This window comes from Streptomyces sp. NPDC091280, assembly GCF_044768565.1.
Taxonomy (GTDB): Bacteria; Actinomycetota; Actinomycetes; order Streptomycetales; family Streptomycetaceae; genus Streptomyces.
In genome coordinates, this window is the sequence record NZ_JBIVUZ010000006.1 from 356114 (window position 1) to 381126 (window position 25013).

22 protein-coding genes and 1 pseudogene are annotated in these 25013 nt (G+C 72.4%); 17 read left to right on the plus strand and 6 right to left on the minus strand.

Annotated features, from left to right (window positions below; genetic code table 11):
• Positions 1-48: 48 nt before the first annotated feature.
• From ACIQPR_RS20465 to ACIQPR_RS20485, 5 genes and pseudogenes are all read left to right on the plus strand, one after another.
• The gene (locus ACIQPR_RS20465; RefSeq protein ID WP_403650259.1) at positions 49-1338 is read left to right on the plus strand and encodes an amidohydrolase family protein; all 1290 of its coding nucleotides are present in this window, start codon (positions 49-51) and stop codon (positions 1336-1338) included.
• Between the two features lie 208 nt (positions 1339-1546).
• Positions 1547-1741, plus strand: a pseudogene (locus tag ACIQPR_RS20470) (Cro/Cl family transcriptional regulator); the annotation flags it as partial.
• A 257-nt stretch (positions 1742-1998) separates the two neighbouring features.
• The gene (locus ACIQPR_RS20475; RefSeq protein WP_403650261.1) at positions 1999-2928 is read left to right on the plus strand and encodes a UTP--glucose-1-phosphate uridylyltransferase; all 930 of its coding nucleotides are present in this window, start codon (positions 1999-2001) and stop codon (positions 2926-2928) included.
• A gap of 89 nt (positions 2929-3017) precedes the next feature.
• On the plus strand, positions 3018-3932 hold the full coding sequence (locus ACIQPR_RS20480; protein ID WP_403650263.1) for an RNA polymerase sigma-70 factor: 915 nt from the start codon (positions 3018-3020) through the stop codon (positions 3930-3932).
• Positions 3933-4054: 122 nt separating this feature from the next.
• Positions 4055-4801: an SDR family oxidoreductase gene (locus ACIQPR_RS20485; protein ID WP_403650265.1), complete on the plus strand. Its 747-nt coding sequence runs from the start codon at positions 4055-4057 to the stop codon at positions 4799-4801.
• Between the two features lie 124 nt (positions 4802-4925).
• Here ACIQPR_RS20485 and ACIQPR_RS20490 read toward each other — a convergent pair whose 3' ends face one another.
• Positions 4926-5267 (minus strand): hypothetical protein, encoded by a 342-nt coding sequence (locus ACIQPR_RS20490; protein ID WP_403650267.1) that lies wholly within the window; start codon positions 5265-5267, stop codon positions 4926-4928.
• 376 nt (positions 5268-5643) lie between these two features.
• Between ACIQPR_RS20490 and ACIQPR_RS20495 the strand changes: the two genes are divergently transcribed.
• Together ACIQPR_RS20495 and ACIQPR_RS20500 are read left to right on the plus strand one after the other, a co-directional pair.
• On the plus strand, positions 5644-5805 hold the full coding sequence (locus ACIQPR_RS20495; protein ID WP_403650268.1) for a hydrophobic protein: 162 nt from the start codon (positions 5644-5646) through the stop codon (positions 5803-5805).
• A 261-nt stretch (positions 5806-6066) separates the two neighbouring features.
• Entirely contained in the window at positions 6067-6858 is a 792-nt protein-coding gene (locus ACIQPR_RS20500; RefSeq protein ID WP_403650270.1) for a hypothetical protein, read from the plus strand.
• Between the two features lie 15 nt (positions 6859-6873).
• On the opposite strand, the gene ACIQPR_RS20505 is transcribed toward ACIQPR_RS20500, so the two are convergent.
• Both ACIQPR_RS20505 and ACIQPR_RS20510 read right to left on the minus strand, forming a co-directional pair.
• Positions 6874-8247 carry a sensor histidine kinase gene (locus ACIQPR_RS20505; protein ID WP_403650272.1) on the minus strand — a complete coding sequence of 458 codons (1374 nt, stop codon included), beginning with the start codon at positions 8245-8247 and terminating at the stop codon, positions 6874-6876.
• Positions 8244-8906, minus strand: a complete 663-nt coding sequence (locus tag ACIQPR_RS20510; RefSeq protein WP_403650274.1) for a response regulator transcription factor — start codon at positions 8904-8906, stop codon at positions 8244-8246. Before ACIQPR_RS20510 ends, ACIQPR_RS20505 begins: the two co-directional genes overlap by 4 nt.
• A gap of 160 nt (positions 8907-9066) precedes the next feature.
• Here ACIQPR_RS20510 and ACIQPR_RS20515 point away from each other — a divergent pair, with 160 nt between their 5' ends.
• Complete coding sequence (locus ACIQPR_RS20515) at positions 9067-9999, plus strand: RNA polymerase sigma factor SigF (protein WP_403650635.1); 933 nt, start codon at positions 9067-9069, stop codon at positions 9997-9999.
• A gap of 15 nt (positions 10000-10014) precedes the next feature.
• Here the strand turns inward: ACIQPR_RS20515 and ACIQPR_RS20520 are convergent, their stop codons facing one another.
• The 3 genes from ACIQPR_RS20520 to ppk2 all read right to left on the minus strand — a co-directional run bounded on the left by ACIQPR_RS20520 (position 10015) and on the right by ppk2 (position 13135).
• Positions 10015-10470, minus strand: a complete 456-nt coding sequence (locus tag ACIQPR_RS20520; RefSeq protein ID WP_403650276.1) for an RpiB/LacA/LacB family sugar-phosphate isomerase — start codon at positions 10468-10470, stop codon at positions 10015-10017.
• A gap of 93 nt (positions 10471-10563) precedes the next feature.
• The gene (locus ACIQPR_RS20525; protein WP_403650278.1) at positions 10564-12309 is read right to left on the minus strand and encodes a SulP family inorganic anion transporter; all 1746 of its coding nucleotides are present in this window, start codon (positions 12307-12309) and stop codon (positions 10564-10566) included.
• A 22-nt stretch (positions 12310-12331) separates the two neighbouring features.
• Positions 12332-13135 carry a polyphosphate kinase 2 gene (gene ppk2 / locus ACIQPR_RS20530; RefSeq protein WP_019069049.1) on the minus strand — a complete coding sequence of 268 codons (804 nt, stop codon included), beginning with the start codon at positions 13133-13135 and terminating at the stop codon, positions 12332-12334.
• A gap of 146 nt (positions 13136-13281) precedes the next feature.
• On the opposite strand from ppk2, the gene ACIQPR_RS20535 reads away from it, so the two are divergent.
• The 9 genes from ACIQPR_RS20535 to ACIQPR_RS20575 all read left to right on the plus strand — a co-directional run bounded on the left by ACIQPR_RS20535 (position 13282) and on the right by ACIQPR_RS20575 (position 24974).
• Positions 13282-13662: a ferredoxin gene (locus tag ACIQPR_RS20535; protein WP_403650280.1), complete on the plus strand. Its 381-nt coding sequence runs from the start codon at positions 13282-13284 to the stop codon at positions 13660-13662.
• Between the two features lie 109 nt (positions 13663-13771).
• The gene (locus ACIQPR_RS20540; RefSeq protein WP_403650282.1) at positions 13772-14950 is read left to right on the plus strand and encodes an acyl-CoA dehydrogenase family protein; all 1179 of its coding nucleotides are present in this window, start codon (positions 13772-13774) and stop codon (positions 14948-14950) included.
• 9 nt (positions 14951-14959) lie between these two features.
• A complete protein-coding gene (locus ACIQPR_RS20545) occupies positions 14960-15898 on the plus strand; it encodes an oxygenase MpaB family protein (protein ID WP_403650284.1) in 939 nt (312 codons plus the stop codon).
• Positions 15880-18117, plus strand: a complete 2238-nt coding sequence (locus tag ACIQPR_RS20550; protein WP_403650286.1) for a tetratricopeptide repeat protein — start codon at positions 15880-15882, stop codon at positions 18115-18117. Before ACIQPR_RS20545 ends, ACIQPR_RS20550 begins: the two co-directional genes overlap by 19 nt.
• 53 nt (positions 18118-18170) lie before the next feature.
• A complete protein-coding gene (locus ACIQPR_RS20555; protein WP_403650288.1) occupies positions 18171-19745 on the plus strand; it encodes a phytoene desaturase family protein in 1575 nt (524 codons plus the stop codon).
• Between the two features lie 89 nt (positions 19746-19834).
• Positions 19835-20944 (plus strand): NAD(P)H-dependent flavin oxidoreductase, encoded by a 1110-nt coding sequence (locus ACIQPR_RS20560; protein ID WP_403650290.1) that lies wholly within the window; start codon positions 19835-19837, stop codon positions 20942-20944.
• Positions 20941-22491: an acyl-CoA synthetase gene (locus ACIQPR_RS20565; RefSeq protein WP_403650292.1), complete on the plus strand. Its 1551-nt coding sequence runs from the start codon at positions 20941-20943 to the stop codon at positions 22489-22491. Before ACIQPR_RS20560 ends, ACIQPR_RS20565 begins: the two co-directional genes overlap by 4 nt.
• A 67-nt stretch (positions 22492-22558) precedes the next feature.
• Positions 22559-24055 (plus strand): acyl-CoA synthetase, encoded by a 1497-nt coding sequence (locus ACIQPR_RS20570; protein WP_403650294.1) that lies wholly within the window; start codon positions 22559-22561, stop codon positions 24053-24055.
• Between the two features lie 46 nt (positions 24056-24101).
• Complete coding sequence (locus ACIQPR_RS20575) at positions 24102-24974, plus strand: alpha/beta fold hydrolase (RefSeq protein ID WP_403650296.1); 873 nt, start codon at positions 24102-24104, stop codon at positions 24972-24974.
• Positions 24975-25013 lie beyond the last annotated feature (39 nt).

Sequence of the window (25013 nt, forward strand, 5' to 3'; positions counted from 1 at the left end):
CCACCTGACCTTGATCCATCCGGAAACATCTGCGAAGGAGCGCATCCGATGAAAACCCTGCTCAGTGGCGGCACCGTGGTCAGCATGGACCCGGCCGTCGGGGATCTCGCCCGCGGCGACGTGCTCATCGAGGACGGCGTGATCGTCCAGGTCGCCGCACGGATCGAAGCCCCGGACGCCGAGGTGATCGACGCGACCGACCGGATCGTCATGCCCGGCTTCGTCGACAACCACCGCCACACCTGGCAGACCGCGTTCCGAGGCGTCGGCGCGGACTGGACGTTCGCCCAGTGGGCGGCGGCCATGCACGGCACCGTCAAACCCCACTACCAGCCCGAGGACGTCTACGCGGGCACCCTCCTCGGCCGCCTGGAGGCCCTCCACTCCGGCGTGACCACGATGCTGGACTGGTACCACGTCGCCCAGACCCCCGAGCACGAGGACGCCGCCGTCGCCGCACTGCGCGACGCGCCCGGACGGTCGATCTTCTGCCTCGGCGCCGGATGGGGCACCGCCGACCCCGTCGACGCCGCCGTCCGCCGCGTCCGCTCCCGACTCGACGGCGGCGCGGTCACCATGGCGTTCGGACTGCGGGGTCCCGAGGCCACCGACATGGACACCGTCGCCCACGAACTGAAGCTGGCGGCCGAACTCGGCCTGCGCACCAGCCTGCACGTCGACATCGTGAGCGGGGCCGTCGCCGAACTGCGCGACCACGGCCTGCTGCGGGACACCACCACCTTCGTGCACGGCAACGGGCTCAGCGACGACGAACTGCGCATGCTCGCCGACGCGGGCAGCTCGCTGTCCATCAGCCCCGACGTCGAACTGAAGATGGGCTTCGGCACCCCGATGACCGGCCGCGCCATGGCCGCCGGACTGCGCCCGACACTGTCCGTCGACGACGTCCCCTCCGCAGGCGGCGACATGTTCTCCACCATGCGCACGGCCTTCGCCGTCCAGCGCGGCCTGGACGGCGGCCTGCGCTCCCGCGACCTGCTCGCCTTCACCACCGTCGACGCCGCCGCTTCCTGCGGACTCGCCACCCGAACCGGCAGCATCACACCCGGCAAGGACGCCGACATCATCCTCCTGCGCACCGACGACCTGACCGTCTTCCCCGTCACCGACCCGGCCGCCACCATCGTCAGCGCCGGCCACCCCGGCCTGGTCGACACCGTCCTCGTCACCGGCCGGGTGGTCAAACGCAACGGCACACTGGTGGACGTGGACCTGCCGGCCCTAAGGGCTCGCCTCCTCGCGTCCAGGGACCGGATCGCAGCCGCCGCCGACATCCCCCTCGACGGCACCTGGCGTCCGCAGCCGCCAGCCCAGTAGACGCACCGGGTGGTGGAGGACGAACTCAGCGCCGGTACGGTTCGCGGAGCCCCGGCGGAGTTGAAGTCAGTCGCCCATGGACAGCCGGCCGAACCGCCCCCGGAAGTACGCCAGCGGCAACCCGGCCCGTCCGCCCGCCACTTCGACCACTCCGACGATCACGACGTGGGTCCCGGCGACGACTTCGTCGGTGACCCGGCATTCGAAGCTCGCCGCCTACTACCTCGCCGCCGAGATCGGCATCCGCCCCGGCGAGGTCGTCGGCGACTTCACCGCGCGACTGGCCGACGCCCACGGAGTGCGCCTGGCGGCGGAGACCGGCGGCCGTCTGCACCGCTACGACGAGCCGACCCGCACGCTCCACCTCGCCGGCCGGCTGCGCCCGGGCCGGCTCGCCTTCCGCACTTCTCCCGGGTGGGCGGCACCTGCCCTTTTGGAACCCGCAGACGGAGTGTGGACGTCCACAGCTCTCCCGTGACCGACGTGGTCTCACTATCGTCGAACCGTCACTGCCGGGACGGCCACGCGTCGACCCGCTCGACCTTCTCCTCGGCTTCGCCCCAGGGCGCCGCACGAGGCCGGCCACGGGCGGTTGGTAGCGTCGGCCCGGCACGGTGTGCCCGCCTGCCGGCGGGTGCCGCCCGACCGGAGAGAGACGTGATGTCCCCGACGATTCGCAGGGCCGTGATTCCCGCCGCAGGGCTCGGCTCCCGGCTGCTGCCGCTGACGAAGGCCACGCCGAAGGAGATGCTGCCGGTCGGCGACAAGCCGGTCATCGAGCACACCGTCCGCGAGCTGGTGGACTCCGGGATCACCGACATCACCATCGTCGTCTCCGGCGGCAAGTCCCTGATCCAGGAGCACTTCCGCCCCAACCCCGCCCTCGTCGACCAGCTCCGCGAGGACGGCAAGACGGCCTACGCGGACGCGGTGGAGGAGGTCGCGGAGCTGGCCCGGCAGGGCCACATCACCTACCTCGACCAGTACGGCCCCTACGGCAACGGCACCCCCGTGCTCAACGCGGCCCGTGCCTTCGGCGACGAACCGGTGCTCGTGCTGTGGCCCGACGACGTCTTCGTGGCGGAGATCCCCCGGGCTCAGCAACTGGCCCGCGCCTACGAGCAGACCGGCTGCCCGGTGCTGGCCCTCATGCCGATGGACCCCGTCGAGTCCCAGCGCTACGGCGTGCCGGTCGTCAAGGAGGACCTCGGGGACGGCCAACTGCGCATCACCGGCCTGGTCGAGAAGCCCGAGCCGGCCGCCGCGCCCTCCGCGTACGCGGCCATCGGCGGCTATGTCGTCACCCCCGGGATCATCGACGAACTCCGCGAGCAGACCCGCCGCTGGTACGAGCGCAGGACCGGCGAGGTCTATCTGACCGACGCGATCAACGCCTACGCCGCCACCCGCGCGGTGTACGGACAGGTCATCCAGGGCCGCTGGTACGACACCGGGAATCCGGCCGACTACCTGGTCGCCCAGATGGCGTTCGCGCTCGCCCACCCCGAGTACGGCCCCGTCCTGCGCGGCCTGGTCACCGAACTCGACGCCGGCCGCGATACCGCCGCGCGACCCGAGAACGGCGTCTGACCTGCCCGGCGGTCGCGAGCGGGGCGCGAGGGCCGCCGTACGATGGGCGGGCGCTCGCGCGAACCGGGTCGGAACTGAAGGCGGCACGCATGGGTATCGGGGTCGGCACGGACTCCCTCGACGAGGCGGCGGACGTCTTCATGGCGGCGCGGCCCCGGCTCTTCGGCATCGCCTACCGCGTGCTCGGCAGCGCCACCGAGGCCGAGGACGTACTCCAGGAGGCGTGGCTGCGCTGGCAGCACACCGACCGTGACGTCGTCCGCGAGCCGAAGGCGTTCCTCGCCACCGTCACGGCCCGGCTGGCGCTCAACGTCGCCCAGTCCGCCCGGGTGCGGCGCGAGTCGTACATCGGCCCCTGGCTGCCGGAGCCGGTCGACACGCGCGCGGATCCGCAGCTGGGCGCCGAGCGGGCCGAGGCGCTCGACACGGCGGTGCTCCTCCTGCTGGAGCGGCTCAATCCCGTGGAACGGGCCGCCTACGTGCTGCGGGAAGCGTTCGACTACCCCTACGGGCAGATCGCCGACATGCTGGAGACCAGCGAGCCCAACACCCGCCAGCTGGTGAGCAGGGCCCGCCGACACATCGCCTCGGAACGCCGCAAGCCCGTCGACGCCACCGAGCACCGGCGGCTGATGGAGGTGTTCCTCGCCGCCGCGCAGACCGGCGATCTGGCGGTGCTGGAGAACATCCTCGCCGAGGACGTCGTCAGCTACACCGACGGGAACGGGCTGCGCGGGGCGTCCAGGTTCCCGGTCGTCGGCCTGGTGCACGTATCCCGGTACCTCGCCGCCTTCGCGCCGCGCTTCTGGCCGGAGAAGGAGACCCGCTGGGTCGAGGCCAACGGCGGCCCGGCCGTCCTCGTCTCGGCCGGGGGGACGCCGGTGGTGCTGCTGACCCTCGACATCTCGGAACGCGGTGTCGAACGCGCCCTGTGGGTCATGAACCCGGAGAAGCTCGCCCCCTACGTGACCGCACTGGACGGCGGCGCCACACCGCCCTCCTGACCGCCGTCGACGCAGGACGTCTCGGCCACGGGAAAACTCGTCGAACCGGCGGTGTCACAGACGGAGCCGGTGCCCGGTCTCTCTGTGTGCAGGCATCACGCACACCCGAGAGGAATTCCGTCATGAAGGTCGTAGTGATCGGTGGCACCGGGCTCATCGGTTCGAAGGCGGTCGCCGGGCTCGGCGAGCAGGGACACGAGGTGGTCGTGGCGGCGCCCAGCACCGGCGTCGACACGCTGACGGGCGAGGGGCTGGCCGAGGTGCTGAAGGGCGCGTCGGTCGTGGTCGACGTGTCCAACTCGCCCTCGTTCGAGGACCGGGCGGTCATGGACTTCTTCCGCACCTCGACGACGAACCTGCTGAAGGCGGGGGCCGAGGCGGGCGTCGCGCACCATGTGGCGCTGTCCGTGGTCGGCACCGACCGCCTCCAGGGCAGCGGGTACTTCCGCGCCAAGCAGGCCCAGGAGGACCTGATCAAGGCGTCCGGCAACGCCTACTCCATCGTCCACGCCACCCAGTTCTTCGAGTTCGCGAAGGGGCTCGCGGACGGGGTCACCCAGGGCGACACGGTGCATCTGCCCGACGCGAAGATCCAGCCGATCGTCTCCGACGACGTGGCCGAGGCCGTGGCCCGCGCCGCGGTCGCGGACCCGGTGGGCGGGGTGGTGGAGGTCGCCGGTCCCGAGGTGTTCCATCTGGAGGAGTTCATCCGCATGGGCCTCAGCGCCCAGGACGACCCCCGCAAGATCGTCACGGACCCGCAAGCGACCTACTGGGGCGCCGAGTTGGAGGACAGCACACTCCTGCCGGGTCCTGACGCGCACATCGCCGGAACGCGCTTCGCCGACTGGCTGGCGCGGCAGAAGTAGCGCGCGGCAGAAGCGTAGAGGCGGCGTCCCTCCGTCCGGCTCGGGTGGTCCTTTCCTCCGGAAGGGCCACCCGGATCCATGTGCGGAGCGCGCCGTGGCGCCGGTCACGGGCCGGGCGCGGTCGTCAGCGCGACGATCCCAGGACCACCACCACGCACGCGCCCATCGCCAGCGTGACCAGGACCATGGCGACGAGGGTGCCCCGCAGCCACTGCCGGATGCGGGCCTGGTGCCGTGCCTCCATCGCGTCGACGCGTTCGGCGATGTGGTCGGTCACCATGCGGGCGACATACCGCTGCTCGTCGACGTACCACTTCCCGATGTCCCGCCGCTGTTCGGCGGTGAGCCCCTCCACGCGCGCGGTGAGGTCCGCCAGACGGCGGCGGGCCGCTCCCAGGTGGGCCTCCTCGTACAGGAAGCCCTCGATGTCGCTCAGGCCGCGAGCGGCCTCGTCACGTGCGGTCATGGCGTACCCCCGGTGGAAACGAGAACCCCGCATGCCCATGCCGTGCTCCCTTCCTTCGTACGGTCGACCCGTCCGCCCGCGTGTACGCCCACCCGTGCCGAAGGCGTCCCGCGGACCGCGGATCTTCCGTTCCCGGCAGGCACCGCCAGTATGTGATGGCCCCGGTGCGTCAGCCAGGCAGGGAATCCCCTGACGGCGATGCCCTGTACTGGAAGATGCCCCGCCCGAGTCCCGGTGACGCCACCGCGCCGGGCCGCTGTGGTGGTGGTTCCGGACTTTCTCGCCCGCGGTCTCCGCTGCTGGGGGCCCCACTCGGAGAATCCGTGGGAGTGAAGTGGGAATCGGCGGGCACTCGGAGGCTCGGAGGTTGAAAACTATGATTCCGCTGCTTCTTGTTCTTCTGCTGGCCCTGGTTCTCTTCGGCGCGGGTTTCGCGCTGAAGATCCTCTGGTGGGTCGCGATCATCGTGCTGGTGCTGTGGCTCGTCGGTTTCGTGGCCCGTCCGAAGGGCGGGAGCGGCCGTTGGTATCGCTGGTAGCGCTGTCTGTCGGCAGCACCGCTCACGAGGGGATCGGCGGTATGGTCCGCCGGTCCCCTTCGGGGCGCCATGGTGGTGGTCGCCGAGGCGCCGGAGCGATGCTTCTATCACCGGCCGCACGCCGCTGACCAGGCGATCGGTCCTCGCGTTCAGGTTGTGTTCAGGCTCGGACGGGCCTCGGCCAACTCACGCACCAGAAGCGCAAAAGCTCTGGCAAAGGGGGCTGGGACGACCACCGGACACCGTGTCATCGTGCCTGCCATGACGACAGATCACCTCGCGCACCATCGGCCTCCGGGCCACGTACTCCGCACGGCGAGCAAGGTGCCGGAGGTGACCGTCTACTTCTGGATCATCAAGGTACTGACGACCGGCATGGGCGAGACGGCCTCCGACTTCCTGGCCCACGCCTTCGGCCCGATCCCCGCCGTGGGTCTCGGCTGCGTCGCCCTGGTGGCCGCGCTCGCGGTGCAGTTCGCCGTCCGGCGGTACGTGGCCTGGATCTACTGGACCGCGGTGGTCATGGTCAGTGTCTTCGGCACGATGGCCGCCGACGTCCTGCATGTCGGCCTCGGTGTGCCGTACGCGGTCTCGACACCGTTCTTCATGGCAGCCCTGGCTGCCGTGTTCGCCCTCTGGTACCGCTCCGAGGGCACGCTGTCCATCCACAGCATCCACACCCGGCGCCGTGAACTCTTCTACTGGGCAACGGTGTTGGCGACCTTCGCGCTGGGCACGGCCGCCGGTGACCTCACCGCCACGATCGGCCTCGGCTACCTGGGCTCCGCCGTCCTGTACGCCGTCGCGATCGCCGTACCGGCCGTCGCGCACCGGTGGGGCGCCCTGAACGCGGTGGCCGCGTTCTGGACGGCGTACGTCATCACGCGCCCGCTCGGCGCGTCCGTCGCCGACTGGATGGCCGTCAGTCACGCCCGGGGCGGCCTCGCCATGGGCCTCGGACCGGTCACGCTCTCCTGGACGGTCGCCATCCTCGGCTTCGTGGGCTATCTGGCGTTCTCCCGCAAGGATGTCGGGCAGGCCGTCGCGAGGTGAGGAACCGGTTCCCGCTCATCCCGCGGGCAGGGTGACCACGAACCGCGCCCCGGGCGTGTGCCCGGCGTCGTACGTCACCTCGCCGCCGGCGGAACGGGCCAGGCGGCGGGCCAGCGGGAGACCGAGGCCCGCCCCGGTGTGGCCGTCGCCCGGGTCCGCCCGGCGGCCGGGTTCGAAGAGCAGCCCGGTGAACGCGGACGGTACGCCCGGGCCGTCGTCGGTGACGTCGACGCCCACGCCCTCGGGGGCGGGGCGCACGCGGACGGTGACCGTGGAGCGGGCGTAGCGGCAGGCGTTGGCGAGCAGGGGGCTGACGATGCGTTCGAGGAGGGCGGGCGGTACTCCGGCCACCAGGCTCGGGCCGTCCACCGTCACCGTCAACCGGCCGGGCACGCACAGGACTTCGGCGGTCCCGCGCAGGGTGGGCAGCATCGGCGCGGTGCCCGGAGCGGTGAGGGTGCCCTCGCGGGCGTCGGCCAGGAGGGTGTCGCAGATGCTGCGCATGGACTCGGCGGCCTCCGCGATCACCTGATGGCTGGCGCGGGTCTGCTCGGCCGTGCGGGGGTGGGCCCGCCACCAGTCGAGCTCGGCGATGATCCGGCTCAGCGGGGTGCGCAGCTCGTGCGAGAGTTCCCCGGTCAGCTGCCGCTCGTGGCGCAGCAGGGTGCGGATGCGGTCGAGTATCGAGTCCAACGAGGCGCCGAGACGGGCGAGTTCGGCCGGAAGCCGCGTGCTGCCGAAGCGTTCCCCGGAGGCCACGGCGCTCCACTGGCCTGCCTGGTCGGTCATCGTGCGCACGGGCCGCAGGGCGCGGCCGACCGCCAGCCGGGTCAGGACGTAGGTGCAGGCGAGCATGACGAAGTCCAGGGCGAGCGACCCCAGGAGCAGGGTGTCTGCCGAACTCCGGTAGGGGGAGAGGTCCAGCGCGGTGACGATGGTGGCCCCGCCGGCGCGGCCGGGAACCAGGTGGGAGCACAGGCGCAGCGGGCCGTGCGCGTCGGCCGTGACGCACCGCTGCCCGCCGCGCCCGGCGAGCGCGTCGGCGACCCGGGTCAGGGAGCCCGCGGCCGGCGGCGCCTCCAGCAGCCGCCGCCCGGAGTAGATCCACACGTCGGCGTCGAGGAGCGCGTCGTGGGAGGTCTCCAGGACGCGTACCGTCGGGCCGCTGGTGTCGACGGTCGTCTCCACGGCGGCGGCGCGGGTGCGCAGTTCGTCGTCGGCCTGGTGCTGGAGGCGGTGCCCGGCCACCGAGTTGAAGGCGACGGTCAGGACCAGCATCAGCAGGGTGGCGGTGAGGAGCGCCACGAGCGAGAGCCGGCCGCGCAGCGTTTTCGGCGCCGAGCGGCGCAGGACGGCGGTCGCGCGCGCCCCGCCGCGGGGACCGCTCATGACAGGTGGTGGCCGATCCCGCGCGCCGTGCCGATCGTCCGCTCGCTGCCCGCCGCGCGCAGCTTGCGGCGCAGCCGGGTCAGGTACTGGTCGAGGGTGTTGTCGTGCACCACTGCCCCCTCGGGCCAGCCCGCCCGGATCAGTTCACGGCGGCTGACGATGCCGCCGTGGGCCGCCATGAGCGCGGCCAGCAGCCGGAACTCGGTCGGCGTGAGATCGATCCGGGCGCCCCGCACGTCGACCGTGTGCCGGACGGCGTCCAGCACCAGGTCGCCCGCCGTGGCGGCGGGCGGCGGCGCGGCCCGTTTGAGGGCCGCGCGCAGCCGGGCGGCGAGCTCGGCGAGATGGAACGGCTTGGGCAGGTAGTCGTCGCCCCCGGCCGAGAACCCCGCCAGCCGGTCCGGCAGCCGGTGGTGCGCGCTGAGGAAGACGACGGGGGAGCGGAACCCGTTGGCGCGCATCGCCTGGCACACGTCCCGCCCGTCGGCGTCGGGCAGCCCGATGTCGAGCACGGCGGCACAGATGTCGTCGGTGGCCAGCCGCAGCGCGGTGGCGCCGTCCGACGCGGGCACGGTGTCGAAGTCCTCGTCGCGCAGCCCGCGCATCAGCACGTCGCGCAGCGCGTGATCGTCCTCGACGACCAGGATGGTCCGGCGCATGGTCCTCCCCGTGTTCCGTCGTCCACCAGGTGACTACAATCCTGTAGACCGTCTACGGAACTGTAGACGATGACGGGCCGGGAGCGCGCCGCACGGCTGCCGGGCCGGAGGTGTCCGTCCGCGTGGATCTGCCGGCGAACAAATTTCCGTCCGCATGGACATGAAGTCGCCCGGAGGGGGCACGTGGGGTTCGTCCCGTCCCCCCACTGAAGGCGGCATCGTGGTCTCCTCCGTGCACACCCTCGGCGCAACCGCCCCCGCCCGCACGGGAACACGGCACACAGCCGACGAACTCCCCCGGATCGAGGACGGGTCGAAGGTTGCCCCCAAGGACGCGCGCGTCCTGTCGAGGCATTTCCTGGACCGGCTGCGGGAGTTGGAGGAGGGCACCCAGGAGTACCAGTACGCCCGCAACACGCTGATCGAGATGAACCTGTCCCTGGTGGCCTTCGCCGCCCGGCGCTTCCGCAACCGGGGCGGCGGGGACATGGAGGACGTCATCCAGGTCGGCACGATCGGCCTGATCAAGGCCATCGACCGCTTCGACCTGACCCGCGAGGTCGAGTTCACCTCCTTCGCGATCCCCTACATCGTCGGCGAGATCAAGCGCTTCTTCCGCGACACCACCTGGGCCGTGCACGTCCCGCGCCGCCTCCAGGAACTCCGCGTCGACCTCGCCCGCAGCAAGGAGACCCTCGCCACCGAACTCGGCCGCACCCCCACGGTCAAGGAACTCGCCGCCCACCTCGGACTGACCGAGGACGAGGTCATCGAGGGACTCGTCGCCGCCAACGGCTATGTCGCCGGTTCCATCGACGCCCCCGGCGGAGAGGACGAGAGCGACGGCGCGCCGAAGTACGCGGACACCCTGGGCGACGCCGACCCGGCCCTGGAACTCTTCGAGGACCTCCACACGCTCGCCCCGCTCCTGCAAGGACTGGACGAGCGGGAACGGGCCATCATCGAGATGCGCTTCGGCCGGGAGCTGACCCAGGCCGAGATCGGCCGCGAACTGAACCTCTCCCAGATGCACATCTCCCGCCTCCTGAACCGCACCCTCAAGAAGCTGCGCACCGGCCTGCTGTCCACGTGACCCGCGTGAACCCGCTCACGGAGCGGCCCTGTTCAGGTCGAGCCGGCCGACGTGGGCCACGTTGTCCCGGTCGTCGGCGTCCGGGCTCGGCCCGGCCGCGAACCAGGCGTCGAGGATCTCCCTGAGCAGCGGCTCGGAGGTCAGGCGCAGTCCGAGGGCCAGTACGTTGGCGTCGTTCCAGCGGCGTGCGCCGTCCGCCGTGTATGCGTCCGTGCACAGGGCCGCCCGTACGCCCGGCACCTTGTTCGCGGCGATCGACGCGCCCGTGCCGGTCCAGCAGCACACGACCGCCTGGTCCGCGGTCCCGGCGGCGACCTCACGGGCCGCCGCCTCCGAGCAGACCGCCCAGGCCGCGTCGTCGCCGTCCCGCAGCGCCCCGTGCGCCAGCACCTCGTGCCCGCGCTCGCGCAGCTCCGCGACGAGGGCGCGCGCCACGGGTTCGTCCATGTCCGAGGAAACAGAGATCCGCATGCCTCGGAGGCTACTCAGCGGACGGTTCCCGTGCCATCTCCGGGCGCGGGCGGGAGCGGCCCCCGCCGGTTGCGGCCGGGGAGCGCCCGCCCGCTACGTCGCCGCATCCGCCGCGCCCTGCCCCGCGGTCCCGTCGCTCCACGCCCGGTACGCGGCCACCGCCGTGGGCAGGGTGGGGAAGATGTGGTCCTCGCCGACCGACTCGACCAGCCCGTACGCCTCCAGGTCGTGGCGCAGATCCTGCTTCACCCGGGCCAGGGCGAACACCACGCCCCGGTGGGAGAGTTCGCGGCGCAGTCCGTCGACCGCGTCCAGGGCGGTGATGTCCACCTCTACGTTGGCCTCGGTGTTGAGGACGAACCACCGTACGGGGACCGCCTGTTGGTCGACGGCGGCCAGCGCGCGGCGGCGGAAGTCCTCGGCGTTGGCGAAGAACAGCGGCGAGTCGTAGCGGTAGACGACCAGACCGGGGACCGTGCGGGCCTGCGGGTAGTCGTCCACGTCGTGCATGCCGGCCACCCCGGGGACCAGGCCCTCGACGGCGTCGTGCGGGCGGGCCACCCGAGTGAGGAGTTCGGCCACCGACAGGCCCACGGCCACGATCACGCCGTAGAGGATGTCCAGGGCGAGGACTCCGGCCAGGCAGCCGAGGGCCAGGAGGAGTTCGCGGCGGCGGAACGCGGCGAGGCGGTGGAAGCCGGAGAGGTCGATCATGCGGACGGCCGCGTAGACGACGAGGGCGCCGAGCACCACCGAGGGGGTGCGGGACAGCAAGGGGCTGAGGAAGAGGAGGACCGCGAGGACCACCGCCCCGGCGACCAGCGAGTACGCCTGGCTGCGGGCGCCCGCGGAGGCGGCCAGCGCGGTGCGGCTGGCGCTGCTGCTCACCGGGAAGCCGTGCAGGACGCCGGCGCCGATGTTGGCCGCGCCCAGGGCCAGGAACTCCTGGTCGGCTTCGAGGCCGGGGCCCTCGTCCTCCTCGCCGCCGGTGAAGGCGCGGGCGGTGAGGATGAAGTCGGTGTAGGCGACGAGCAGGACGCCGAGGGCGGGCAGCACCAGGTGGGGGAGTTCGGTGAGGTCCGGCAGCCCGACCGTGGGGAGTCCCGCCGGGACATGGCCGATCACCTTGATGCCGTACCGGTCGTCGAGGCCGAGGACTGCGACGGCCGCCGTGCCCAGCACCACGGCCAGCAGCGGGCCGGGCACCGCCCTGGACAGGCGCGCCACCGTGAAGAGGAAGCCGAGCAGGACGGCCGCGAACAGCAGGGTGGGGGTGTGCAGGCGGTCCAAGTGCCTCACGAAGGACCAGAGTTGGGGGAAGAAGGCCGAGCCCGTCGTCGGCACCCCGGTGAGCTTGGGCAGCTGGTCCACGATCATGATCAGGGCGACGCCCGCCAGATAGCCGATCAGCACCGGTCGGGACAGGAGATCGGCGACGAAGCCCAGCCGTACCGCCCACGCGGCCAGACACAGCAGACCGACCGTGGCCGCGAGGGCGGCGGCGAGGGTGGCGTACCGGCCCGGGTCGCCGGCCGCGAGGGGGCCCACCACGGTCGCCGTCATCAGCGCCGTCGTCGACTCGGGACCGACCGACAGCAGCCGGGACGAGCCCAGCACCGCGTACAGGGCGAGCGCGGGCAGGATCGCCCACAGGCCCGCCACCGGGGGCAGCCCGGCCACCCCGGCGTACGCCATCACCTGCGGCACGAGATACGCGGCGACGGTGACACCGGCCAGCAGGTCGCCGCGCAGCCAGGCGCGCCGGTAGCCGGACAGTGCGGCGATGCCGGGTGTCAGGCGCCGCCACCGCACGCGGCGCCCGTCCGGGCGGTGGGACACGGTGTTCCTCGGCCCGGCCGGTTCAGAGGCTCGCCGCGTGGTCCGGGACGTAGGTCTGGAGGTCGCGCGGGGGACGTTCGTAGCCGGTGGACGGCGGGCGGGGCGGGAGTTCGAGGACCGGCGGTGCCACCTCGTGGTAGGGGAGCGAGTCGAGGAGATGGGCGATCATGTTGAGCCGGGCCCGGCGCTTGTCGTCGCTCTCGACGACGTACCAGGGGGCCTCCGAGACATCGGTGTGCACCAGCATCTCGTCCTTGGCCCGCGAGTAGTCCTCCCAGTGGGTGATGGACTCCAGGTCCATCGGGGAGAGCTTCCAGCGCCGCAGCGGATCCTCCAGGCGGCGCCGGAACCGGTCCTGCTGCACGGCGTCGCTCACCGAGAACCAGTACTTGCGCAGCACGATCCCGTCCTCCACCAGCATCCGCTCGAAGATCGGGCACTGGCGCAGGAACAGCTGGTACTCCTCCTTGGAGCAGAAGCCCATCACCCGCTCGACGCCCGCCCGGTTGTACCAGGACCGGTCGAACAGCACGATCTCCCCGGCGGCCGGCAGATGCTCGACGTACCGCTGGAAGTACCACTGCGTGCGCTGCCGGTCCGTCGGCTTCGGCAGCGCGGCGATCCGGGCGACCCGCGGGTTGAGATGCTCCGCGACCCGCTTGATGGTGCCGCCCTTGCCCGCCGCGTCCCGGCCCTCGAAGACGATCACCAGCCGGGTGCCCTCGGCCCGCACCCACTCCTGGAGCTTCACCAACTCCGTCTGCAGGCGCAGCAGTTCGGTCTCGTACGTCGCGCGCGGCAGCTTTGCCGCCTTCTTGCCGGCCATGCCGCCTCAACCCCTCGATGACGTGCGCGGTCTCCCGTGTCCGAGGTCGAACACCTGGACAGCACCGTACTGATCGCCGGGCGCCCCCGCACCCCCGGGCAGCCGCCCCCGGGTTTGCGGCGGCCCGCAGCGGCAACCCGGACGGCGTGACAGCGATGACGACCCAACAGGAGCTGGTCCGGTTTCTGGAGGACCGCTTCGCCTGCGCGCAGGCCTGCACCGCGTGCGCGCGGGCCTGTGTGCTGCGCGTCGGCCGCACGGATCCGAATCCGACCGACCACGAGGCGTTCCTGCGGGAAAAGGCGCTGTGGTGCGCCGAGGTGTGCGACGCGACCTGCCGGATGCTCGCCGAACACCACCTCCAGGACGAGCCCACCCTCCGCCTCCAGGCCAAGTGGTGCCTGCTCGTCTGCCTGGAGTGCGCGCAGCTCTTCGACGAGCGGCCGGACGCCGACTCCCAGGCGGACGCGCGGGCCTGCCGGGACTGCGCGCGAGCGTGCGCGGAGTTCCTGGCCACCCTGGACTGACCGGCACGGGCCTCCGCTGCGCCCGCATAGCCGCCTCGCCATTCCCAATTTCTGGAACACGTTCTACGGTGTGCGCCGTCAGGACCGGCCTTGGGAGCCTGGAGGCGCCGTGCACCTCGAATACACGCCCGAGCAGCAGCGGCTGCGCACCGAACTGCGCGCCTACTTCGCCGAGTTGGTGCCCGACCACGCCTACTCCCGGTACGCCGACCCCGCCGCCCAGAAACGTTTCTACCGGGAGACGATCCGCCGGCTCGGCACGGACGGCTGGCTCGGCGTCGGCTGGCCCACGGAGTACGGCGGGCGCGGACTGACGCCGATGGAGCAGTTCATCTTCTTCGACGAGGCCGCGCAGGCCGGGGTACCGCTGCCCCTGATGGCGCTCAACACTGTGGGCCCGACGATCATGCAGTTCGGCACCGACGAACAGAAGGCGTACTTCCTCCCGAAGATCCTCTCCGGCGAGATCGACTTCGCGATCGGCTACAGCGAGCCCGAGGCCGGCACCGACCTCGCCGCGCTGAAGACCCGGGCCGTACGGGACGGCGACGAGTACGTCGTCGACGGGCAGAAGATCTGGACCACCAACGGCGACACCGCCGACTGGGTCTGGCTCGCCGTCCGCACCGACCCCGAGGCCCCGCCCCACAAGGGCATCACCATGCTGCTGGTGCCGACCGCCGACCCCGGCTACAGCTGCACGGTGATCAACACCCTCGCCTCGCACGACACCACCGCCAGCTACTACGAGAACATCCGCGTCCCCGTCACCCGCCGCGTCGGCCGGGAGAACCAGGGCTGGCGCCTGATCACCAACCAGCTCAACCACGAACGCGTCACGCTCGCCGCCCACGGCACGATGGCCATCCGCGCCCTGCACGACGTCCAGCACTGGGCCATGGAGACCAAGCTCGCCGACGGCCGCCGCGTCGTCGACCTCCCCTGGGTCCGCCGCCTCCTCGCCCGCACCCACGCCAGGCTCGACGCCATGAAACTCCTCAACTGGCAGATGGTGAACGCCGTCCAGGAAGGCACCCTCACCCCGCAGGACGCCTCCGCCGTCAAGGTCTACGGCTCCGAGGCCCGCCGCGACGCCTACGCCTGGCTCATGGAGATCGTCGCCGCCGCCGGCGCCCTGAAGGAGGGCTCCGCGGGCGCCGTCCTGCACGGCGAGCTGGAACGCGGCTACCGCTCCGCCGTGATCTTCACCTTCGGCGGTGGCAACAACGAGATCCAGCGCGAGATCATCTCGTGGATCGGTCTGGGAATGCCGCGGGTACGGCGTTAGCCTGCGGACATGGATGCCCCTGGGACGGGCGACCCGGGGCTGTTCGGTCCAGGGTCCGTGACATGGCAGGTGCACAGCGACGCCATGATGTGGGTGGCCGGCGTCCGCGCGCTCTACCTCCAGGCCCTGCACCCGCGGGCGGTCCGCGGAGTCATGCAGAACTCGGACTTCCGGCGCGACGCCTGGGGCCGGCTCATGCGCACCGCGAACTTCGTCGGCACCCTCACCTACGGCACCACCGAGGCCGCCGAGAAGGCGGGCGCCCGGGTCCGGAAGATCCACGGCATGCTCGGCGCGACGGACCCCGACACGGGGGAGCGGTACGGCATCGACGAACCCGAGCTGCTGCTGTGGGTGCACTGCGCCGAGATCGACTCCTATCTGCACGTGCTGCGCCGCTCCGGCTTCCCCCTCACCGACGCCCAGGCCGACCGCTATGTCGCCGAACACTGCGAGAGCGCCCGCCTGGTGGGTCTCGACCCCGCCGCCGTTCCGGGCGAACAGGCCGCGCTGGCCGCCTACTTCGAGCGGGTCCGGCCCGAACTCGCCGCCGGACCCGAGGCACGCGCGGTGGACGACTTCCTGCTCCGCCCGCCGACGCACCCCCTCCTCGTCCCGGCGCGCGAGGTGCTCTGGCGGCGCGTGGCACACCTGGCGTACGCCTCCCTGCCGCCGTACGCCCACCGGCTGTACGGCAGACCCGCCCCCGCGCCCGCCGTCGTCACCCGGCGCCTGCGCGCCACCGGCACCCTGTTGCGCTGTGTTCCCGCACAGGTGCGCTGGCAACTCCCGCCCAAGCACATCATCCGCGCCGTGTCACGGCTCGGCCCCGGCTCCCGGCCCGCCCCGTACAAAGTCGGACGATCGCTCGCCATACTGGACGAGCCAGGGGAGGGCGGGACGAACACCTACGGGGGCGAACGCGGGAGATGGGGGACAGCAGACTGATCCAGGGCCGCTACCGGCTGCTCGATCTGATCGGGCGCGGCGGCATGGGCGAGGTGTGGCGAGCGCGGGACGAGTCGCTGGGGCGGCAGGTCGCCGTGAAGTGCCTCAAGCCGCTGAACCCGCACCACGACCAGTCGTTCACCCGCGTCCTGCGCGAGCGGTTCCGGCGCGAGGCCCGGGTCGCCGCCGCGCTCCAGCACCGCGGGGTGACCGTCGTTCACGACTTCGGCGAGTCCGACGGCGTCCTCTTCCTGGTGATGGAACTCCTCGACGGCCGCAACCTCTGCCAGCTCCTGGAGGACAACCAGCAGCGACCGCTGCCCGTAGCCGTCGTCGTCGACATCGCCGAGCAGGTCGCCGCCGCGCTCGCCTACTGCCACCAACAGGGCATCGTGCACCGGGACCTGAAGCCCGCGAACATCATGCGGCTGAGCGACGGCACGGTGAAGATCTGCGACTTCGGCATCGCCCGGCTCGGCGCCGACATCGGCTTCACCTCCCGGCTGACCGGCACCGGCATCGCGATGGGCACCCCGCACTACATGTCGCCGGAGCAGATCGGCGGCTCCGAGGTCGACCAGCGCAGCGACCTCTACTCCTTCGGCTGCGTCCTGTACGAACTCTCCACCGGGGCGCCGCCGTTCGACCTCGGCGACGCCTGGGCCATCCTCATCGGCCACCGCGACACCGCGCCCCGGCCGCCCCGCGCCCGGCGCGCCGAACTGCCCGAGTACCTGGAACAGGTCATCCTCGACCTGCTCGCCAAGCTCCCCGAGCAACGCCCGCACGACGCCCGCGAGTTGGGCCGCCGCATCACCATGGGCCGTACGACACCCCTGTACGTGCCGACCGTCGTGACCCCGCGGCCCGAACTGCCCGCGCCCGAACCGGCGTCCGGCGAGCCGCGCCTTCCGGCCTGGACGCGCGGGATGACCACCGGACACAAGGCGACCGGCGCCGGACTGCGCACCACCCCGCCGGACGCGGGCGCGGGCCTGACGGGCGAGTGGATCGCGCGCCCGGCCACCGGCCAGGTGGCGCGACCCGCGCCCGAGTCGCCGTCCGCGCCGCCCCCGGAGGCCGTCAGGTCCCTGGCCGGACGCCACAACGCGGGCCTGAGCCTGGGCCGCCTCGGCCGCTGGGCGGAGGCCGGCGAGGTGCACCGCGCGGTCGCCGCCGAACGCGCCGGGCTGCTCGGCCCGGACCACCCCGACACCCTCGCCAGCCGCTACGAACTCGGCTTCACCCTCAGCCGCACCGGCCACCCGGACGACGCCCTCGGCGAGTACACCCACGTGGCACGCGCCAGGGAACGGGCACTGGGCGCCGACCACGCCGACACGCTCGCCGCCCGGCAGGAAATGGCCTACGTCCTGGGCCAGTTGGGCCGCCACGTCGACGCACACCAGGTGTACACGTCCGTCCTCGCCGCCCGCGAACGCACCATGGGCCCCGAGCACCCGGACACCCTGCGCTGCCGCCACAACCTCGCCTTCAACCTCAGCAGGCTCGGCCGGCTGGAGGACTCGTACCGCATGGCCTGCGAGGTCGCCGCCGCCCGCGCCCGCGTGCTGGGCCCCGGCCACCCCGACACCCTGGTCACCCGCTACGAAGTCGCCTACGCGCTGGGTCAGTTGGGCCGCTGGCAGGAGGCCCTGCACACCTACGGCGAGGTGGCCGACGCCCGCGCCCAGGCCCTCGGCCCGGACCACGCCGACACCCTCGCCGCCCGCTACGAGATCGGCATCAGCCTGGGCCGCCTCGGCCGCAGCGCCGACGCCCTCACGCTCTACCGCGCCCTCATCGACGACCGCACCCGCGTCCACGGCCCCGCCCACCCCGAGACCCTCCGCGCCCGCCACGGCCTCGGCGTCAACCTGGGCCGCCTCGGCCGCTGGGAGGAGGCCCTCGCGGAGTCCCGCGACGTGTGCGCCATCCGCGAGCGCGTCCTCGGCCCCGACCACCCCGACACCCTGGTCAGCCGCCGCGAGGTCGCCGTCGGCCTCGGCTGGCTGGGCCGCTGGGCCGACGCCCTCACCGAGTACCGCCGCGTCGCCACCACCCGGGAACACGTCCTGGGCCCCGCCCACCCCGACACGCTGTCCGGCCGCAACGACGAGGCCCACTGCCTGGAACAGCTCGGCCGCACCGCGGAAGCGGCCGAGCTGTACCGAAGGGTGGCCGCACTGCGCCAGGGGCGGACGCCAGGGAACCACTGACCGTCCCGCGTCCACCCCTGGCCGACCTAGATCACCTCGTGTTACGAAGAACCATGCCTGCACACGAGGGACCCGCACAGCGGACGTACGACGCCGTCATCGTCGGGGGCGGCCACAACGGCCTGGTCGCCGCCGCCTACCTGGCAAGGGCCGGGCGTTCCGTGCTCGTCCTGGAGCGGCTCGGCGGCACCGGCGGGGCCGCCGTGTCGACCCGCCCGTTCGCCGGGGTCGACGCCCGGCTGTCCCGGTACTCGTACCTGGTCAGCCTGCTGCCCAAGAAGATCGTGCGGGACCTCGGCCTCGACTTCCGCGTCCGCGGACGCACCATCTCGTCGTACACCCCCGTCGAACGCGACGGCCGCCCCACCGGCCTGCTCGTCGGCGGCGGCGAGCGCCGCACCCGCGAGGCCTTCGCCCGGCTGACCGGCGGCGAGCGCGAGTACACGGCCTGGCAGCGGCTCTACGGCACGACCGGCCGGCTGGCCCAGCGGGTCTTCCCCACGCTCACCGAACCGCTGCCCGGCCGCGACGAACTGCGGCGCCGCGTCGACGACGAGGACGCCTGGCGGATGCTCTTCGAGGAACCGATCGGCGTCGCCGTCGAGCGGGACTTCACCGACGACCTCGTCCGGGGCGTCGTCCTCACCGACGCCCTCATCGGCACCTTCGCCGACGCCCACGACCCCTCCCTCGCGCAGAACCGCTGCTTCCTCTACCACGTCATCGGCGGCGGCACCGGCGCCTGGGACGTCCCGGTCGGCGGCATGGGCGCCCTCACCGACGCCCTGGCCACCGCCGCGCGCACGGCCGGCGCCGTCCTCGCCACCGGCCACGACGTCGTCCGCGTCGACACGGACGGACGCGCCGCCGAGATCACCTACCGCACCGCCGACGGCGAAGGCGTCGTGGGCGCCCGGCACGTCCTCGTCGGCGCCTCCCCGCAGCAACTGGCCGCCCTCACCGGCGACACACCGCCCGCCCCCGCCGAGGGCGCTCAGCTCAAGGTGAACATGCTGCTCAAACGGCTGCCCCGGCTCCGCGACACCTCGGTCGACCCGCGCGAGGCGTTCGCCGGGACCTTCCACATCGCCGAGGGCTACGACCAACTGGCCGCCGCGCACGCCCAGGCCGCGTCCGGATCGCTGCCCGCCGCACCGCCCTCCGAGATCTACTGCCACTCCCTCACCGACCCGAGCATCCTCGGCCGGGACCTCGTCGAGCAGGGCTACCAGACCCTCACCCTCTTCGGCCTGCACACCCCGGCCCGGCTCTTCGCCCGCGACAACGACGCCGTACGCGACGAACTGCTCAAGTCGACGCTCGCCCAGCTGGACGCCCACCTCGCCGAACCGCTCGCGGACTGCCTCGCCACCGACGCCGACGGCCGCCCCTGCATCGAGGCGAAGACCCCCCTCGACCTGGAGCGCGACCTCCGGCTGCCCGGCGGCAACATCTTCCACCGCGAACTGAGCTGGCCCTACGCCCAGGAGGGCACCGGCCGTTGGGGCGTGGAGACCCGGCACGCGAACGTGTACCTGTGCGGCGCGGGCGCCGTGCGCGGCGGGGGAGTGAGCGGGGTGCCGGGGCACAACGCGGCGATGGCGGTCCTGGAGGCGGCGGACCGCTGAGGCGGCCGGGCACCGCAGCGCCCCAGAAAATCTGACGGAGCATCAGAAAAAGCCTTCCGTCGTCCGGAGGACTGCGGCATTCTGCGCCCATGCAGACGGAGTTGAGCAAGAAACTCGGAGTCGAGCACGCCATCTTCGGCTTCACGCCGTTCCCCGCCGTCGCCGCGGCCATCAGCCGGGCCGGCGGTTTCGGAGTGCTCGGCGCGGTCCGCTACACCGCCCCCGACGACCTCAAGCGCGACCTCGACTGGCTGGAGGCGCATGTCGAGGGCATGCCGTACGGCCTCGACGTCGTGATGCCGGCGAAAAAGGTCGAGGGCGTCACCGAGGCCGAGGTCGAGGCGATGATCCCGGAGGGGCACCGGAGGTTCGTCACCGAGACCCTCGCCAAGTACGGCGTGCCCGAACTCGCCGAGGGCGAGGCGTCCGGCTGGCGCATCACCGGGTGGATGGAACAGGTCGCCCGCAACCAGCTCGACGTCGCCTTCGACTACCCGATCAAGCTGCTCGCCAACGCGCTGGGCTCGCCCCCGGCCGACGTCGTCGCCCGCGCCCACGACCGCGACGTGCTCGTCGCCGCGCTCGCGGGCAGCGCCCGGCACGCCCGCAAGCACGCCGAGGGCGGCATCGACATCGTCGTCGCCCAGGGCTACGAGGCCGGCGGACACACCGGCGAGATCGCGACCATGGTGCTCACGCCCGAGATCGTCGACGCCGTCGACCCGCTGCCGGTCCTCGCGGCGGGCGGCATCGGCAGCGGACGGCAGGTCGCCGCCGCGCTGAGCCTCGGCGCCCAAGGGGTCTGGCTGGGCTCCCTGTGGCTGACCACCACGGAAGCCGACATGCACTCGGCCGGCGTGACCCGCAAACTGCTCGCCGCCGGGTCCGGCGACACCGTCCGCTCCCGCGCCCTGACCGGGAAACCGGCCCGCCAACTGCGCACCGAGTGGACCGACGCCTGGGACGACCCGGACGGTCCGGGCACCCTCCCCATGCCGCTCCAGGGCCTGCTCGTCGCCGAGGCCGTCTCCCGCATCCAGAAGTACGAGGTCGAACCGCTGCTCGGCACCCCCGTCGGCCAGATCGTCGGCCGCATGAACAGCGAACGCAGTGTCCAGGCCGTCTTCGACGACCTCACCCGCGGCTTCGAGCACGCCGTCGACCGCGTCAACCGCATCGCCGGAAGGAGCGGCCAGTGAGCACACCCCCCGCCGGCTTCTGGGCCCAGGCCGCCCAGAACCCCGACCGCCCGGTCCTCGTCGCGCCGGACGGCGAGGAGTGGACCGCCGGCCGCCTGCACGCCGCCGCCAACCGGCTCGTCCACGGTCTGCGCGCCGCCGGACTGGAGACCGGCGACGCCTTCGCCGTCGTCCTGCCCAACGGCGTCGAGTTCTTCACGGCCCATCTCGCCGCCACCCAGGCCGGGTTCTACCTGGTCCCCGTCAACCACCACTTCGTCGCACCGGAGATCGCCTGGATCGTCGCCGACTCCGGCGCCAAGGTGCTCATCGCGCACGAGCGGTTCGCCGAGCCGGTCCGCCAGGCCGCCGACGAGGCCGGCCTCCCGGCCACCCACCGGTACGCGGTCGGTACGGTCGAGGGCTTCCGGCCGTACCCCGAACTCCTCGACGGACAACCGGAGTCGGCGCCTGCGGACCGCACCCTCGGCTGGGTCATGAACTACACCTCCGGCACCACCGGCCGCCCCCGGGGCATCCGCCGCCCCCTGCCGGGCAAGCCGCCCGAGTCGGCCTACCTCGGCGGCTTCCTCGGCATCTTCGGCATCAAGCCCTTCGACGACAACGTGCACCTGGTCTGCTCGCCGCTGTACCACACGGCCGTCCTCCAGTTCGCGAGCGCCAGCCTGCACATCGGGCACCGGCTGGTCCTGATGGACAAGTGGACCCCCGAGGAGATGCTCCGCCTCATCGACCGCGAGCGGTGCACCCACACCCACATGGTCCCCACCCAGTTCCACCGCCTCCTCGCCCTCCCCGAGGACGTACGGGCGCGCTACGACGTCTCGTCCATGCGGCACGCCATCCACGGCGCCGCCCCCTGCCCCGACCATGTGAAGCGGGCCATGATCGAGTGGTGGGGCGACTGCGTGGAGGAGTACTACGCGGCCAGCGAGGGCGGCGGCGCCTTCGCGACCGCGGAGGACTGGCTGAAGAAGCCCGGCACGGTCGGCAAGGCCTGGCCCATCAGCGAACTCGCGGTCTTCGACGACGACGGCAACCGGCTCCCGCCCGGTGAACTCGGCACCGTCTACATGAAGATGAGCACCGGCGGCTTCGCCTACCACAAGGACGAGGCCAAGACGAAGAAGAACCGCATCGGCGACTTCTTCACGGTCGGCGACCTCGGCTTCCTCGACGAGGACGGCTACCTCTTCCTCCGCGACCGCAAGATCGACATGATCATCTCGGGCGGCGTCAACATCTACCCCGCCGAGATCGAGTCCGCGCTCCTCGCCCATCCCGCCGTCGCCGACGCCGCCGCCTTCGGCATCCCGCACGACGACTGGGGCGAGGAGGTCAAGGCCGTCGTCGAACCGTCCCCCGGCCACGAACCCGGCCCGGAACTCGCCGCCGCCCTCCTCACCCACTGCGCCGGCCAACTCGCCGGCTACAAACGGCCCAAGAGCATCGACTTCATCACCGAGATGCCCCGCGACCCCAACGGCAAGCTGTACAAACGGCGTCTGCGGGACCCGTACTGGGAGGGACACGTCCGGCCGATGTGAGTCCGGCCGCCGCGCGCCGGGCCTCCCGGCTTGACCCGTCCGGGCGTCGGACCGAGGATCATGTGTCATGACGCCCGGACACGGCAGCACCGTCGACGGGGTACTGCGCCGCAGTGCCCGACGCACTCCCGCACGCGTGGCGGTGGACTACGGCGAGCGCTCCTGGACCTACCAGGAACTCGACGACGCCGTCTCCGGCGCGGCGAGTGTCCTGCTCGACCAGGGCCTCGCACCCGGCGACCGGGTCGGCTCCTACGGCCACAACTCGGACGCCTACCTCATCGGCTTCCTCGCCTGCGCCCGCGCCGGACTCGTCCACGTGCCGGTCAACCAGAACCTCACCGGCGACGACCTCGCGTACATCGTCGGCCAGTCCGGCAGCGCGCTGGTGCTCACCGACCCGGACCTCGCCGCCCAACTGCCGGACGGAGTAAGGACATTGCCGCTGCGCGACGCGGACGGCTCGCTGCTGGAGCTGCTGGCCGCCGCGCCGCCGTACGACGGTCCCGAGCCGCGCACCGAGGACCTGGTGCAGCTGCTCTACACCTCGGGCACGACCGCGCTGCCCAAGGGCGCGATGATGACCCACCGGGCCCTGGTGCACGAGTACTTGAGCGCGATCACCGCGCTGGACCTGAGCGCCGGGGACCGGCCGGCGCACTCGCTGCCGCTGTACCACTCGGCGCAGCTGCATGTGTTCCTGCTGCCCTATCTGGCGGTCGGCGCCACCAACCTCATCCTCGACGCGCCGGACGGGGACCGGCTGTTGGACCTGATCGAGGCCGGGCGGGTGGACAGCCTGTTCGCCCCGCCCACCGTGTGGATCGGCCTGGCCAACCGCCCCGACTTCGCGACCCGCGACCTGAGCGGCCTGCGCAAGGCGTACTACGGCGCGTCGATCATGCCGGTGCCCGTCCTGGAGCGGCTGCGCGAACGGCTTCCCGGGCTGGCCTTCTACAACTGCTTCGGCCAGAGCGAGATCGGCCCGCTCGCCACCGTGCTGGGCCCCGACGAGCACAAGGGCCGGATGGACTCCTGCGGCCGGCCCGTCCTGTTCGTGGACGCCCGGGTCGTCGACGAGCACGGCGAGGACGTACCCGACGGCACCCAGGGCGAAGTCGTCTACCGCTCACCGCAGTTGTGCGAGGGCTACTGGGACAAGCCCGAGGAGACCGCCGAGGCGTTCCGCGACGGCTGGTTCCACTCCGGCGACCTCGCGGTGCGCGACGCGCACGGCTTCTTCACCGTCGTCGACCGGGTCAAGGACGTCATCAACTCCGGTGGCGTACTGATCGCTTCACGCCAGGTCGAGGACGCGCTCTACACCCACGAGGGCGTCGCCGAGGTTGCTGTGATCGGCCTCCCCGACGACCACTGGATCGAGGCGGTCACCGCGGTGGTCGTCCCCCGCGGCGAGGTCACCGAGCCCCAACTCATCGCCCACGCCCGGGAGAAGCTCGCCCACTTCAAGGCACCGAAGCGCGTCGTCTTCGTCGAGCAGCTGCCACGCAACGCGAGCGGCAAGATCCTGAAGCGGGAACTGCGGGAGCGGTTCGGCGGCTGAACGGGAGTTTGCGCCCACACCCGGTCGGCCGTGAGGATCCACTGTCATGAGGACCGGGACCTTCACCGCCGCCGACGGCACCGAACTCGCCTACCACGTAAGGGGCGAGGGCAGGCCGCTGGTCGTCCTGCCCGGAGGGCCGATGCGGGCCTCCGCCTACCTCGGCGACCTCGGCGGACTGACCGCGCATCGACGGCTCGTCCTGCTGGATCTGCGGGGCACCGGCGACTCCGCGCCGCCGGCGGACCCGGGGACGTACCGCTGCGACCGGCTGGTCGACGACGTGGAGGCGTTGCGCGGCCACCTGGGCCTGGACCGCGTGGATCTGCTCGCCCACTCGGCGGGCGGCAGTCTCGCCATGCTGTACGCGGCCCGTCATCCCGAGCGAGTGTCACGCCTGGCGCTGATCACCGTCACCCCGTGGGCGCTGGGCATGCCGGCCACCCCCGAGGGGCGGCTCGCCGCGGCCCGGCTGCGGGAGGGCGAACCGTGGTTCGAGGACGCGTTCCCGGCGTTCGAGGCGTGGCTCGCGGGCACCGCCGACTTCGACCCGGTCTTCGAGCCCTTCTTCTACGGCCGCCTGGACCTCGCCGTCGCCGCGAAGCACTCCGCGCTCGCCGACGAGCAGACCAACGACGAGGCCGCCGACGCCTACTTCGCCGAGGGCGCCTTCGACCCGCCGACGCTCCGGGCCGCGCTCGGCCGGCTGCCGGCGCCCGTGCTGGTCGTGGCGGGTGAACTCGACGGCGGCCCCCGGCCCGAACTCGCCCGCCGCAGCGCCGAGGTGTTCCTGAACGCCACTGCGGTGGTGCAGCCGGGCGCCGGTCATTACCCGTGGCTCGACGACCCGGAGTGGTTCGCGCGCCGGGTGGTCGCGTTCCTTGACGCCGACGGTGGCTCTCCGCCCTCGGCAGAGTAGGCGGACGGTCCGGTGTCGGCCGGGCACCGAACCGGGAGC